14 protein-coding genes are annotated in these 14,778 nt (G+C 36.6%); 5 read left to right on the top strand and 9 right to left on the bottom strand.

Annotated features, from left to right (window positions below):
• Positions 1 to 310 precede the first annotated feature (310 nt).
• A complete protein-coding gene (locus BW951_RS09880) occupies positions 311 to 2,341 on the top strand; it encodes a TonB-dependent receptor (protein WP_076392282.1) in 2,031 nt (676 codons plus the stop codon).
• A gap of 195 nt (positions 2,342 to 2,536) precedes the next feature.
• Here the strand turns inward: BW951_RS09880 and BW951_RS09885 are convergent, their stop codons facing one another.
• Positions 2,537 to 3,499 carry a YpdA family putative bacillithiol disulfide reductase gene (locus tag BW951_RS09885; protein ID WP_076392284.1) on the bottom strand — a complete coding sequence of 321 codons (963 nt, stop codon included), beginning with the start codon at positions 3,497 to 3,499 and terminating at the stop codon, positions 2,537 to 2,539.
• Positions 3,500 to 3,674: 175 nt separating this feature from the next.
• Between BW951_RS09885 and BW951_RS09890 the strand changes: the two genes are divergently transcribed.
• On the top strand, positions 3,675 to 4,313 hold the full coding sequence (locus BW951_RS09890; RefSeq protein WP_076392286.1) for a hypothetical protein: 639 nt from the start codon (positions 3,675 to 3,677) through the stop codon (positions 4,311 to 4,313).
• A gap of 267 nt (positions 4,314 to 4,580) precedes the next feature.
• Here the strand turns inward: BW951_RS09890 and BW951_RS09895 are convergent, their stop codons facing one another.
• From BW951_RS09895 to BW951_RS09930, 8 genes are all read right to left on the bottom strand, one after another.
• Positions 4,581 to 5,873: a glycosyltransferase family protein gene (locus BW951_RS09895; RefSeq protein WP_076392288.1), complete on the bottom strand. Its 1,293-nt coding sequence runs from the start codon at positions 5,871 to 5,873 to the stop codon at positions 4,581 to 4,583.
• Positions 5,874 to 5,925: 52 nt separating this feature from the next.
• A complete protein-coding gene (locus BW951_RS09900) occupies positions 5,926 to 6,234 on the bottom strand; it encodes a GIY-YIG nuclease family protein (RefSeq protein WP_076392290.1) in 309 nt (102 codons plus the stop codon).
• Positions 6,235 to 6,306: 72 nt separating this feature from the next.
• Positions 6,307 to 8,841, bottom strand: a complete 2,535-nt coding sequence (locus BW951_RS09905) for a hypothetical protein (protein WP_175608807.1) — start codon at positions 8,839 to 8,841, stop codon at positions 6,307 to 6,309.
• Positions 8,842 to 8,877: 36 nt separating this feature from the next.
• Entirely contained in the window at positions 8,878 to 9,108 is a 231-nt protein-coding gene (locus BW951_RS09910; protein WP_175608809.1) for a hypothetical protein, read from the bottom strand.
• 75 nt (positions 9,109 to 9,183) lie between these two features.
• A complete protein-coding gene (locus BW951_RS09915; protein ID WP_076392296.1) occupies positions 9,184 to 10,236 on the bottom strand; it encodes a DUF6263 family protein in 1,053 nt (350 codons plus the stop codon).
• Positions 10,237 to 10,261: 25 nt separating this feature from the next.
• Complete coding sequence (gene rlmB, locus BW951_RS09920) at positions 10,262 to 11,005, bottom strand: 23S rRNA (guanosine(2251)-2'-O)-methyltransferase RlmB (protein ID WP_076392298.1); 744 nt, start codon at positions 11,003 to 11,005, stop codon at positions 10,262 to 10,264.
• Positions 11,006 to 11,103: 98 nt separating this feature from the next.
• Positions 11,104 to 11,496, bottom strand: a complete 393-nt coding sequence (locus tag BW951_RS09925; RefSeq protein WP_076392300.1) for a four helix bundle protein — start codon at positions 11,494 to 11,496, stop codon at positions 11,104 to 11,106.
• A gap of 51 nt (positions 11,497 to 11,547) precedes the next feature.
• Complete coding sequence (locus BW951_RS09930) at positions 11,548 to 12,018, bottom strand: DinB family protein (protein ID WP_076392302.1); 471 nt, start codon at positions 12,016 to 12,018, stop codon at positions 11,548 to 11,550.
• A gap of 251 nt (positions 12,019 to 12,269) precedes the next feature.
• Between BW951_RS09930 and BW951_RS09935 the strand changes: the two genes are divergently transcribed.
• The 3 genes from BW951_RS09935 to BW951_RS09945 all read left to right on the top strand — a co-directional run bounded on the left by BW951_RS09935 (position 12,270) and on the right by BW951_RS09945 (position 14,674).
• Entirely contained in the window at positions 12,270 to 13,274 is a 1,005-nt protein-coding gene (locus BW951_RS09935) for an AAA family ATPase (protein WP_076392594.1), read from the top strand.
• Positions 13,274 to 13,729, top strand: a complete 456-nt coding sequence (locus BW951_RS09940; RefSeq protein WP_076392304.1) for a GNAT family N-acetyltransferase — start codon at positions 13,274 to 13,276, stop codon at positions 13,727 to 13,729. Before BW951_RS09935 ends, BW951_RS09940 begins: the two co-directional genes overlap by 1 nt.
• Positions 13,730 to 13,810: 81 nt before the next feature.
• A complete protein-coding gene (locus BW951_RS09945; protein WP_076392306.1) occupies positions 13,811 to 14,674 on the top strand; it encodes a DUF58 domain-containing protein in 864 nt (287 codons plus the stop codon).
• Positions 14,675 to 14,778: the final 104 nt, after the last annotated feature.

Below are 14,778 nucleotides of genomic sequence, written 5' to 3' on the forward strand. Positions count from 1 at the left end.
CCCATAAAATTCGGGTCGGGCTGCTTTGGGGTTCGCTTCGCTTCCGTACTCGTTCGTTCCTCACTCGCACTGGCGTCTTCGTCGCCGCCCGCCGCATCCCTCACGCGAAGGAAGTAGTTCATAGAAATTTCAGTCCGTCACAGAAAATGTTGACGGACTTTTTATTGTAACGGAGTAAGAAACAAATTTGGCTTTAGCCAAAACGCATCATCAATTTCGTCTGAAGCCCAACTCACATTATTTTAAACAAATCTTCTGCGAATTTATATTTTCCACACAGAAAAGTACAGTTTTTGCTTCCTTTCATTCGATGACAAAACTCTGCTTTCTATTCTCATTATGTTCCGTTTCCCTGCTGTTTTCTCAAGAAAGAGATTCTGCAGCACTGATTTCAGAAGTCAGAATCGATGCCTACAAGAAACCCACAACTTTTATTTCGTCCACAAAATCGGTTGCTGTAGTTTCAGAAAATCTGCTTAACCAGAATACACCCGAAAGAATGCTCGAATCCATCAATCAGATTGCAGGAGCCAGAATGGAAGAACGTTCTCCCGGAAGCTACAGGATTTCTCTTCGCGGAAGTACTTTGCGATCCCCTTTTGGTGTTCGGAATGTGAAAGTTTATCTCGACGATTTCATCCTGTCCGATGCTTCGGGAAATACTTATTTTAATGTTGTTTCTCCTGAACTCATCAACCGGATGGAAATATATAAAGGTCCTGAAAGCGGAGATTACGGCGCCGTAACGGGCGGAACTGTTTTGCTTCAGACCAGAAAATCAGATCAGATTTCTGCAAATCTGGCAATTGGAAGTTATGGAACCTTTAACCAGAGTTTTGATCTTTCCAAACACATTGGGAAACACTTTTTTCAGGTTTTTCAGAACTATTATCAGACCGATTCTTATCGGGAACAGTCGAAAGTTCAGCGAAAGCAGATTTTTGTAAAAGACCATTTCCAATATTCAGAAAATGGATTATTGAAAGCGATGATTTTATACGCTGATCTCGATTATCAGACTCCGGGAGGACTTACTTTAGAACAGATGCAGATCAACCGGAAACAGGCAAGACCAGCAACCAAAACAGTTCCGGGTGCAAAAGAACAGGATGCCGGAATCCGCAATAAAATGATTTTGGCAGGAGTTTCAAATGATTATAACTTCAGTCCGGATTTCTCCCATTTTATTTTAATTCAGGGTTCATATGTCGATTTTGAAAATCCGTTTATCACCAATTATGAAAACCGTTTTGAAAAGAATTTTGCACTAAGAACGCATCTCAATTACGAAAAAAACTGGAATACTGTTTCATTAGCCTACCGATTGGGATTTGAAGGTGGGATCAATGATATTTTGGTCAGAAATTACGATAATAACAGAGGAACAGAAGGAAACCCACAGAATTTTGATCAGATTAAAAATACTTCAGTATTTTTCTTTTTTTCTCAAAAACTGAATGTCAGCGAAAAATTATTCACCGATCTTTCCATCAGTTTAAATTCAAATTCTTACGACTGGAACCGGATATATCCCCGAAATGAAGAAGGAAAAGTTCATTTTAAAAACCAATGGCTGCCCAATTTTGGTTTCACCTATCTTTTGGGAAAAGGTTTTTCTGTGCGCGGAAAAATAGGGAAGGGGAATTCTGCACCAACGAATGAAGAAATCCGCTCTTCGAATCAGCAGTTTAATACAGATTTAAAACCCGAATTCGGCTGGAACAAGGAAATCGGGATTCGAAAACAATTCGGCAACTATATTTTTGTGGAAGGAAATTATTTTGATTTCCGGATGAAAGATGCAATTGTGAGAAGGCAGAACGAAGCAGGACAGGAATACTTCGTCAATTCCGGAGAAACCGTTCAAAAAGGGGTTGAAATTTTAATGGAGTCGAAGAATTTCAATCTCAAAAACAACTTTTTAAACCATTTCAGATTCAGGTTTTCGGGAAGCTTTTACGATTTTACATTTAAAAATTATCAGCAGAACGGAAATGATTTTTCAGGAAATGAAATCACCGGAGTTCCCAAAACAACAATCAACAGTTTGCTGAATTTTACGTTTTTCAGAAAACTTTCGGTAGATTATTCCCATTTTTACACCTCAAAAATCCCTTTAAATGATGCCAATTCTGTCTGGTCAGAACCAAGTTTGGTTGGGAATATTCAGTTCAGATTTCCTGTACATTTTGAAAAAACGAGAGTCAATGTATATCTTCAGATTCAAAACCTATATAATGAAGAGTATGTTTTAGGCTTCGATATTAATGCATTCGGAAACCGTTATTACAATCCGGCTGCCAAAAGAAATTTTGTATTGGGAATGAAGGTTGATTTTTAATGTCATTGCTAGGAACAACGTGACGAAGCAATCTCATCTTGTTGTCCGCAATTTTTAATCATTAAAAAAACTTTGGATTCTTTACTGAGTGAAAAGTTTATACTGAGCTTGTCTAAAACTAAATATATGATTAATTAAAGATAAACGATAAAAATAGATAAAGATTGCTTCGTCACGTTGTTCCTAGCAATGACATTATTCCGAAAGTATGTTTTTCACAATCATTTCCGCATGAATTCTCGAATTTTCAATAAACCAAAGGTGCGTATCTTTTCCTCCGCAAACCACTCCCGCCAAATACAGATTCGGAACATTGGTTTCCATGGTTTCAGGATGATAAAGTGGGTTCAGACAATCGCCCTGCAATTCGATTCCGGAATTTTTTAAAAAATCAAAATCTGGAAGATAGCCCGTCATTGCAAGAACAAAATCATTTTCAATTTCCTGCAATTCACCTTTTTCATCTTTAAAAACAACGGAATGTTGTTTAATTTCCATCAATTCGGCATTGAAATGAGCTGCAATACTTCCTTCCGCAATTCTGTTTTCAATATCCGGTTTCACCCAGTATTTTACACTTTTTGAAATCTCGGAATGTCGGATAATCATGGTGACTTCCGCGCCTTTTCTGTAAGTTTCCAAAGCAGCATCGACCGCCGAATTGCTCGAACCTACCACAACGATTTTCTGTTTTGCGTAAGGATAAGGTTCTGTATAATAATGTCTTACTTTGGATAAATCTTCTCCGGGAATATTCATCAGATTCGGAATATCATAGAATCCCGTTGAAATAATGACGTTTTTCGCTGAATATTTTCCTTTCGAAGTTTCAATGGTGAAAATTTCATTCTCTTTGGAAACTTTTTCTACCTTTTCATATAAATTGATGTTTATATTCCGCTGTCTTGTAATTCCCTGATAATATTCCAGCGCTTCCTGTCTTCCCGGTTTTGGAGCCGTTGAAATAAAAGGAATTTCGGCGATTTCCAGTTTTTCGGCAGTCGAGAAAAACCGCATATACAAAGGATAATTGTACAGAGAATTAACGATGGTTCCTTTTTCGATAACCCGATAAGAAAGATTGTTTTTCTGCGCTTCCAGTGCACAATTCAGCCCGATCGGTCCGCCTCCGATGATAAGAATATCTAAAATTTCCATACAACAAATGTAAGGAAAACCCATCAACAAAGGCTTTCTCAGTAAAAGCAAAAAACTATTCTTTTCATAATGACCATCTATTCGAAAAATATGAAATTCCTTCAACAGTAAACTTTCAAAACGATTCTAAAAGCATGGCATTTATTTTGGTAAATGATAATCAGACATTATAAACATGAAAAAAATAATCATTTCCTTGCTGGCTTTATCTGCGGTTGCGTGTAAGAAGAACCCTGAAAAATTCGTTAATGATGAGGTTAATGCTAAAGGCAAAACCATTACGGATAGTTCAATCAGTAGTAGAACGAAAATTACCAAAGATCAGGCTTTAAAAAAGATCAATGAGGACATTATACAGGCTTTAAAGGATAAAAACTTTAAGAAGTTTGCGGAATTTATTCACCCTGAAAAAGGAGTCCGTTTTTCGATGTACGCTTTCGTGAATCCAAAAGAAGACAAAAAATTTTCAAAAGCAGATTTTATCAGATATCAACCTACCAGAACACTTTTTACTTGGGGAACAATGGACGGTTCCGGAGATCTGTACAGAGCGACTATCCATGATTATTTAGCAGACTGGGTGTACTCCAAAGATTTTGCGACCGCGCAGGTTTCTTTAAATGAGTTTCAGGGAAAAGGAAATTCTTTGAATAATGTAAAGGAAATTTATCCAAATGCAGATTTTACGGAAAATTTCATGAAAGGCTCAGAAGCCAACTCCGGAATGGACTGGAAATGCCTTCGTCTGATTTTTGAAGAATTTCAGGGAAAATATTATCTGATTGGTGTTGTTAACGATCAGTGGACGATTTAGAATAAATTTAAAAAATTGCAATGTTGCGAATGCTCAGTGTAATATTTAAACAATGTATCATTGTTAAATGTATTTTCATTCATAAAGAAGTTCAACGATCCTATGTCATTCTTATGAAGGAAGAATCTCATAAATAGTTGTTTTGTAAGTAACTGAATTGTTAATAACTTATTCCGGCAGAGACCCTTCGACAATCTCAGGGTGATATCTCTAATACTAACATAATGTGATGTCAATACAGTACGTTAATATGTAAAATCTTCGTGATTATAAAATTTCCGCCAGTTTTTTAGTTAAATTTTTTCTTGAAAACTGCTCAATATTCTGAGTGTTTTCTGAAAGATTTCCGTCTTTCCAAAGTTCAAATTTTTCTAAAATAAACTCTTTAATTTTCCCGGAATCATCATAACTGAAATGTTTTCCGGCTTGTGTTTCATTTAAAATTTTCGAAACATCCGTATCTTTAGGACCAAAAGAAATAATTTGTTTTCCTGTTGCCAGATATTCAAATATTTTTCCGGGAATTATTCCTTTGGAAGAATCGTTCGGAAAGTTGGTGATGAGCAGTATTTCCGAAGTCTGCATTTCTTCAATCGCCTTGTCGTGGGAAAGATATCCTAAATTCAGAATATGATTTTTCAGGTTTGAATGTTCTATTGAATTCAGAATTTTATCATCAATTCTTCCTGCAAACTTCAAGGTAAATTTTTCAGCAAATTCAGCATTTTCTGTAACCAGATCATTCAGAGCTTTCCAGAGATTTTCAGGGTTTCTCAATTGTTCCAGAACTCCGATGTAACTTAATGTGAATTTTGTTTGAGTGTCGGAGAATTTAAGCGTTTGATTGTTTGAGTCTGACTCGTCAAAACCATTCGTAATGCAAAGTGCATTAGCTCCGTTTTTACGGAAATTTTCAGCATCAGTGTAGCTTGTTGCTAAGGTAATGTCTGCATTTCTGAACACTTCGCTTTCCAGTTGACGGTGCTTTTGATCGGAACTTTTGGTCAGTTTTAGGTGTTTGTAATAAGAGATTTCTGTCCACGGATCACGGAAATCGGCAATCCATTTCAGGTTGGGAAGTTTCTTTTTTAAATTCAAACCAATTAAATGTAAAGAATGGGGCGGTCCCGAAGTTACCACAACCTCAATCTGATTCTCTTTTAAATATTGTTCCAGAAATTTTACGGAAGGTTTTACCCAGAAAACTCTCGCATCGGGAATGAAAAAATTGCCTCTCACCCAAATCGAAAGCTTAGATTTCCAGCTTTGATTTTTCCCGACATCAAACTGTCCCGCTTTAAATTTTTTGTTGCTTTTGTTCAGCTTTTCAGCCAGTTGATAAGGTTCCCAGATTTTTGTTTTTACAATGTCTAAATCTTTCGGAACATCTTTCATCAAACTTTCATCCAGCAAAGGATAACTCGGATTTTCCGGTGTATAAATCACAGGTTTCCATCCGAATTCTGGTAAATATTTTGCAAATTTCAGCCATCTCTGCACACCGGGACCTCCCGCCGGTGGCCAGTAATAGGTGATGATGAGTATTTTTTTGGGTTCCATTAATAATGAATTCTGTTGTCATTCTGAATGAAGTGAAACGGAATGAAGAATCTCATTTAATTTCATCATTTAGAAATTTCCAAGTTGGATTAAATTCGTTAATTAAACTTTCTTTCTTGCTTCTAATCCAGCCTTTAATTTGTTTTTCTCTATTTATTGCAACATCAATATCCTTGAAATGCTCAAAATAAACCAAATAAAAACATTTATATCTAAAGGTGAAGCTTTTATCTATAGTTTCCGGATTTCTATGCCAATATAATCTTTTTTCTAAATCATTAGTTACTCCAGTATATAAGACTGTTTTGATTTTATTAGTCAATATATAAACATAATAATTGTGAGTTTTCAGGGTTTTCATTGTTGTGTTTATTGTGTTCAGTAAAGAGATTCTTCACTGCGCTTTGCTTCGTTCAGAATGACATCGTGAAATCTAAGCTTCTTTAGGTTGGGTTTGCTTCTTATTTTTATTTAACCAAAAAATTCCGGCGCCGCTCAAAAGAACAAATAAACTAAAACAGATAAGCGAGATCCATTTTCCTTTTTCGATAACTTCGGGTTCGAAGACCATTCTCACGCTATGATTTCCCGCAGGAACGTGAACGGCACGAAGAAGATAATCTGCTTTGATGTAAGGAACTTCTTTTTCATCGATGAAGAATTTCCATCCGTGAGGATAGTAAATTTCAGAAAAAACTGCCAATTGCGGAGTCTTAGACTGCGATTTAAATTCCAGTTCGTTGGGTTGATATTTCGTTAAATTGATGAAGGCTGTTGAGTCTGCCTGAACAGGTTTTCCGTCAAAATATTTTTTATCATCTGCGGAAATAACAGCGGTTCTTTTGCTGTTGATGGTTCCGATTGCTTTGATTTCCTGATTGGGAGATTCTACGAATTTAAGATCGCTTACAAACCATGCGTTTCCGTTGGCTTTAGGATTCGGCATTGCCTGAGGTTGTTCCGGACCTCCTAAAACCAAATATTTTGCATTCAGAAGATTCAGGATATTCGGAACTTTTACGGAATCCATGATCTGGAAATATTCGTTGATTACATCATCGTATCTTCTCAGTTTTACCGCGTGATAACCTCCGATAGAAGATTTGAAATAAGAAGTGTTTGTTTCGCTGAATGTTCCTAAAATATTGTTGAAAATTCTGTAATGCGTTTTGTCTTTTTCGGCGATGGTTTCTAATGTTTTGTTCACATTTACATTCGCTAAAATAGGTTCCAGATTTGGATTTCCCTGAACTTTTTCAGCCATCAGATCTGAGCTTTCCGTCTGGAAGGGATTTTCGGCAAAGATTTTATCAACATAATTATCATCGTTCAGATAACGTTTGTTAACCGTCCAAAGATCAAATAAACTGACTATTCCGATAATTACCAGAGCAATGTTCTGATTCAGCTTTTGCTTTAAGACAAGGAATAAAGCAGCAACTGCGATAGCAACATAAATAAATGCTTTGATGGCATCAATTCTGAATAATTTAAATCTTTCGTCTGTAAGATAATCCAGTAAGAAAGGAGGAAGATAGGTTTTTTCGTTCTCGGTATGAAATCCTAACAGAGATTTTCCGAAAACCAGTAAAATCAATACAAAACCTAAAGTTCCGCCTCCTACGTAAAGAAGTGTTTTTTGTTTGTATTCCTGTGTGAGTGTTTTATCTGTGAAGAATCTGTATAATCCGATGATCGCAATTAAAGGAAATAATAATTCTACAACCACCAAAATAGAAGAAGGTGCTCTGAATTTATTATAAAAAGGCACGAAATCGATGAAAAAGTCGGAAAGTGCCATGAAATTACTTCCCCAAGCTAAAAATACGGTGAGAATAGAAGCTCCTAAAATCCAGTAGCGGTATTTTTTCCATGCGATGAAGAATCCTAAAAGCGCAAGAAAACAAACAATAGCTCCCTGATAAGCAGGTCCTGAAGTTCCCGGCTGATCTCCCCAATAGGTTAGATTCCCGAAACCTTTGGAAATTCTGTCATATTCAGCTTGTGAACTTACGTTTTCCTGAACCAATTCCTGAATTTTAGCCATCATTTCTTTTCCTTCCGGTTCCTGACTTCCGCCTCCCATTAATCTCGGGATGAAAAGGTTTAAGGTTTCCAGTTTTCCGTAACTCCACATCAGCATACTTTCTTTATCCATTCCGGAATCTCCGCCTGTATTGCTGCTGTTCGTAAGGATCTGCTTTCCACGAACGGTTTCTTTGATGTACTCTGAATTTGCCATGATTCTCTGAGAATTCATTCCGACTCCGATTAAACATGAAGCGGCAACAATTCCGGACGAAATCAGGAAGTGTTTCATTGGTGTTTTTTTCAGAATACCTCTTATCAGCTCAGAAAGGAATAAAAATCCTAACGCTAAGAAAAGATAATACGTCATCTGTGGGTGGTTTGCAGCAATCTGAAGCCCCATAAATAGGGTAGTGACAATGAAGCCCCAAATATATTGTTTCCGGATGTAGACGAGTAAAATTCCTGCTAAAAGCGGTGCGAAATATTCAATGGTATTGATTTTTCCGTTGTGTCCCGCAGCAATGGCAATATAAAAATAGGTGGAAAGTCCGAAAAAAGTAGCTCCTAAAAGGGCATATTTCCAGTTTCTTACCACAACCATTCCCAAAAGGAAAAATCCTGCGGAAAGAAGAAAAAGATAATTAACCGGTCTTGGCAGAAAATTCAGTTTGGAATCGATTTTTTTGATGATGTCTCCGTTAAACTGACTTCCCATCTGATACGTCGGCATTCCTCCAAACATGGAATCGCTCCAGTAGGTTTCTTTTCCGGTATCGGCTCTGTAATCGAGAAGCTCTTTTGCACCGCCCCGATACTGCACGATATCATGCTGGAAAAGCTGCTTTCCCGTAAAAACAGGAGTGGAGTATAAAAATGCTAAAACGATAAATACAACTAATGAAATTGCAATATAAATCAGGTTTTTATTTTTCGCCATGTTGATGGTTATTATCTAAATATTTTTTCGGAATTGTTACCTTTTATTGTTGTTTTCTTTTACCTCTTCATAATCAACGGTTTCTGCGTCCCAGTTGATTTTTTTCTTCGTATTGTCTGAGTTTTTAATATCCTGCTCCCTTCTGTTTTCGTTTCTGTTCTGGTTAAACAGATAGCTGTGAAATTTTTTGAAAAAGATTCTCTTCAAAATATTCCACACAAAATAGATGATAATGGTTGCGAGTACAAACTCAAAAATATGTTTCATCATAATAAAAATATTTAAGGTTTAATGCTCAAAGCTTCTGTAACGCTTTGACATTTCAACTTTAAACGATCTGCTTTATTTCGCAGAAGGATTTACCATTACAGAAGAATTGGAAACACTCGTCATAGACTGAGATTCTTTTCCTCTGGAAATACTTTCAATCTGTGTCGTTTTTACAGAAATATTCTGGTTTTTGATCCATCCTGTATTCTGGTCAAACGTAATCGTTCCGTTTTGTGTAAGTTCCGTGCTTAAGCTGTGCGTAACATCACCCTGATTTTCCTTATTAACTTTCTTAGGAATTCCTCCGGTTACTGAAATTTCAGCCACTCCGTTTCCTACACTTTTCAGAATATAGTTAGACGTCACTTTAATTCTTCCCTGTGCATCAGCATTTTCGCTGTTTGTCCATTTTTCGCCGATTTTCGCACCTTTTTTAGGGATAATCGTTAAATTTTTATTGAACTGATCTCTAAGAACTTTTTCGTTAAAAGATTCCTTAAGACTTGCAACAACGCTTTCTTTCTGGTTTTTATCTTTAATCAGCGATCCTACAGAATTGGCAACTTTAGTGTAAACAGCATCAAAACCTGTAATAGAAATTACATTTCCTTTGGTGTCCATCTTCATGTTCAGCTTATTTCCGGTCAATGCTCTGTTGATATTCCAGATCATCTTCAGGTCATCCTCTTTCGGGATCGGCAGTTTCGTATCTACTACGATAGTTTTTCCCTGTGCCGTCTGAGAGCTTCTTTTTGCGATTAAATTTAAGGTAATATCGTAAACATTTCCTTTAATATCATTCACCGTAAAAGACATTTCGTCGGTAGATTCGCTCGTTCCATTAAGAGTTTTCCCTTGAGGATCAGTCATTGTTTTCGTATCTCTCTGATACGTTGTTAAAGGATAAGTTTTTCCTTTTTCCAGTTTAAAAGTCTGCGTATACACTCCCGCTGAATCTTTAATCGCCGGATTTTTCTCTACTTTCGCTACGGAATCTGCCGGAACTTCCACCGTAATCGTTTTTCCGGTTTTAGGATCTACTTTTGTAATTTTTGCCGTTTCTTTTTTGTTGCACGAAACAATGGCTATGGTTGAGATGAGCGCTAACGCTGCTATGTTTTTCATTGTAAATTTTTAAATGTTAATGGAATTAATTGGCTTTCATAAATTTCTGTCTCACCGCTTCATATAAAATTGCTCCACACGCAACAGAAACATTTAAAGACTGTGTTTTTCCCTCGATCGGAAGTTTTATTTTTTCATCAGAATGGTGAAGAACCTCTTTGGAAATTCCTGTTTCTTCATTTCCCATAACGATTGCACAAGGTTCTGTAAAATCAATATCATAAATTAATTTTTCAGCCTTTTCGCTTGCTGCAAAAACGGAAATGCCGCTTTGCTGAAGAAAATCTACCACATGAGCAAGATTCGGAGCTTTACAGATTTTCACATTATAAAGAGCTCCTGCTGAAGTTTTTATCGCATCGGAATTAATCGGCGCTGCTCCTTTTTCGGGAATAATCACCGCATCTACTCCTACACATTCTGCGGTTCTGCAGATGGCGCCAAAGTTTCTGACGTCTGTTAATCTGTCCAGAATCAATAAAAAAGGAGTTTTTCCGTCCTCAAACAATTGAGGAACCACATCTTCCACTTTATGAAAAGGAACATCCGAAATAAAAGCAACCACTCCCTGATGATTTTTTCTCGTAAAACGATTCAGCTTTTCTACCGGAACGTAATTGGGACGGATTTTATTTTTCGCCAGAATGGCTTTAAGTTCAGCATAAATAGGTCCCTGCAATGCATTCTGCACAAAAACCTTGTCAATTGTTTTTCCCGCTTCTATAGCTTCAATTACGGGACGTAGCCCGAAAATAAAATCGTCTTTCATTGAATAAATTTTATGTTAAAGGTTCAAAGTTCTATGTTTAAAGTTTTGAGTTCGGTGAAAGGCTAAAAACAATAAACCTTAAACTCAAAACCAGAATTTCATGTTTTGTACTTTGTTCCTTTTAAATCTGTTATATTTAAATATTTAATAAATGAGCCAATTTTTCGGCTTAATACTTCAGTTTGTTCTCTTAATGTTTCAAATTTTTCCTCAGAGATAAAATTTCTGTCAAAAACCCGGTATAACTGTGATCTTGTTTCGCCACAAGAAGCTTTTGCTATTGAAAGAAACTGAATAAATTCTCTGTTTCCGTTTCTTTCAAAACCTTCAGCGATATTATCCATCACTGAACCCGAAGAACTATCAATCTGATTGCAGAGTTTAAAATTATTTTTAAGATTAGTAGATTCAATTACATCATAAATATCCTTGCATAAAGCACGAGACAACTGCCAAATTTCTAAATCTTCAAATCTTTTAACACTTGCCATAATTGATCTTAATCTATGAACCTTAAACTCAAAACAAAAAACTTTGAACAACTAATACTTTTCCCCTAAAATAGCTCTCTTCTGCGCCAAAGCATAGCCATAATGCAGACCTTCATGCATATTGTTAAAAATAATGGCATCCTGAATGCTTTTCAGATCCAGCCCAAAACTTGTGGTGTAAGGCGTATAATCTGAAAAGAAATCGCTGTCGTAATCTTTCATCAGGATTTTTGAAGTTTCGGTTAATAAAAACTCCAGATCTTCCACTTCAGATTTCTGCACATCCAGATTCGGAAGCGTTCCTTTTTTATAAGTTTCGATCCAGTATTTATCAATTCTGAAAGGATTTCCGCTTAGATAATAATGCAGCAACTGCTGTGTAGCAACCGTATGAGCAATGTTCCAGTAAAGATTATTATTGAAACCGTCCGGAATCAGTAAAAGATCTTCGTGAGAAGTGTTCTGTAGAATATCCAGAAGGTTTTTTCTTACTTGTCTGTGTGCTTGAAAATGATAATTCATTTTGCAAAAATTTTAATCTCCAAAAATAGTTTAATAAACTGGAAATGACAATTTTTGAACGGTGGATTAAAGCAAAATTTATATATTTTTAAGAAAAATAGTATTGATTGTATTGAGTTTTAAGCCTTCATCTATTCAGGATCCTGCATTAATGCCGGAATATTTAACAAACTTTAACTCAAAAATGGCATTTTTTGTGTTGATTAATGCAAGTATTTATTGGAAATTTACCCATTATTTTAAATCAAGATATGTCAGAGATCAATCAAGCTGAAGATATTCGTCAATTGACGGAGCAGGTAAAAGAAGCAAACTACTTTTTTTCTCTTTTGAGACAGGAAATCAACAAGGTTATTATTGGACAGGAATATATGATAGACCGTCTTTTAATCGGTCTTTTGGGCAATGGTCACGTTCTTTTGGAAGGTGTTCCGGGACTGGCAAAAACTCTGGCGATAAAAACTCTGGCTGAAGCGGTTCACGGAGAATTTTCCAGAATTCAGTTTACACCGGATCTTCTTCCTGCAGATGTTGTGGGAACAATGATCTACAATGTAAAAGACAATGATTTCTCCATAAAAAAAGGGCCTGTTTTCGCAAATTTCGTTTTGGCGGATGAGATCAACCGTGCACCAGCGAAAGTGCAGTCAGCTCTTTTGGAGGTGATGCAGGAAAAGCAGGTAACCATCGGAGACGAAACCATGAAGCTTCCAAAACCGTTTTTGGTATTGGCAACGCAAAACCCGATCGATCAGGAAGGTACTTATCTTTTACCGGAAGCACAGAGCGACCGTTTCATGCTGAAATGTACGATTGATTATCCAAAACTTGAAGACGAAAGAACCGTAATGAGAATGGTTTCCACTTCGCATCAGCCTACTGTAAAACCTGTGATTTCACTTGAACATATTGTTGCGGCGAAAGAATTGATCAATCAGATCTATCTTGATGAAAAGATTGAAAAATATATTCTGGATATGGTTTTTGCCACCCGTTTCCCTGAAGATTACGGACTTTCTGAACTTAAAAATTATATCAGCTTCGGGGCTTCTCCGAGAGCATCAATAAATCTTGCGATTGCTTCCAGAGCGTATGCTTTCTTAAAAGGAAGAGCATTTGTAATTCCGGAAGATGTAAAATCGCTGGCAAAAGATGTTCTGAGACACAGAATCGGATTAACTTTTGAGGCTGAAGCGGAAGAAATTTCTTCAGAAGAGATCATCAACAGAATTCTGGCAAAAATTCAGGCTCCGTAATGAGTGAGGTAGTTATTAGAAAGGCAGCTCAGGAAGATTGTGAACCGATGCTGGAATTAATTAAAGAACTGGCGGATTATGAAAAGGCTTTGCATGAAGTTACCTTAACTTTAGATCAGTTTATTGAAGACGGATTCGGAAAATCTCCTGTTTGGGGGGCTTTTGTAGCAGAATTCAATGGTGAAATTGTCGGGATCTCTTTGTATTACGACAGATATTCGACCTGGAAGGGAAGAAGATTGTATCTGGAAGATCTTGTGGTGACGGAAAATCTGAGAGGAAAACAGATCGGCAAGAAATTATTTGAAGCCACCATGGAATACGGAAAATCTAACCAATACAGCGGAATGGTTTTTCAGGTGCTGAACTGGAATGAACCTGCCATTAATTTCTACAAAAAATACAGCCCGAAATTTGATGACGAATGGCTGAATGTATCTATTGAATTTAAATAGGATAGGAGTTGGAAGCATGATGATGGAAGTTTACAAAATCTCAAAAAAACGCTTATACACTAAAACACTCAGACAAAGGAAATGCAGATAAAAGATATTGTAAAAAAAGTAAAGCAGATAGAAATCCGGACCCGAAAGAAGACGGAAGCTACTTTAATGGGGCAATATCATAGTGCTTTTAAAGGACAGGGAATGACGTTTTCGGAAGTTCGTCCCTATCAGTTTGGAGATGAAATCCGCAGGATCGACTGGAACAAAACGGCGCGTTTCCGGGAACCTTTCGTAAAAGTAATGGAAGAGGAGCGCGAACTGACGATGATGCTGGTTGTGGATATTTCCGCTTCGATGGATTACGGAACCAAAAATCAATTGAAAAGAGAATACGTTGCCGAAATCGCAGCAAGTCTGGGTTTTTCAGCAGCCGGAAATAATGATAAGGTAGGTTTAATTTTGTTTGCGGATAAAGTATACAAAGTAATTCCGCCACAGAAAGGAAGAAAACATATTTTATCAATTATCAGTACCATTTTAACCGCAGATTATGTTCCTGCCATTTCAAAAATGGATAAAGCGATGGAATACATGATGGGAATTTTCAAACGGAAATCTTTGGTTTTCCTGTTCTCGGATTTTGAAGATGAATATGACTCTAAAATGCTGAGAGTGGCTTCCAAAAAACATCAGTTGTTGGGAATGAGAATTTATGATGAAAAAGACAATGAAATTCCGGATGTGGGATATACTTTATTATATGATGCAGAAACCGGAAAGCAAATTTGGGTAAATACCTCAAGTGCGAGATGGAGATACAATTTTGCTGAAGCCAAAAAGCAGAAGCTGAAATCTTTAGAAGAAGATTTTGCCAACAGTTCGGCGAGTTTTATGAATATTAGTACAGGTTCGGATTATTCGAGATTACTGTATAATTATTTTCAGAAGAAATAAAAATAGACACTTTTTGTCATTGCGAGGAGGAACGACGAAGCAATCTTTTTTAATACAGATTCTTCCTTCGTCAGAATGACAAAAACGACGTTAAAATTTAATAA

Origin of the sequence: Chryseobacterium gambrini (assembly GCF_900156825.1) — a bacterium.
Lineage (GTDB): Bacteria > Bacteroidota > Bacteroidia > Flavobacteriales > Weeksellaceae > Chryseobacterium > Chryseobacterium gambrini.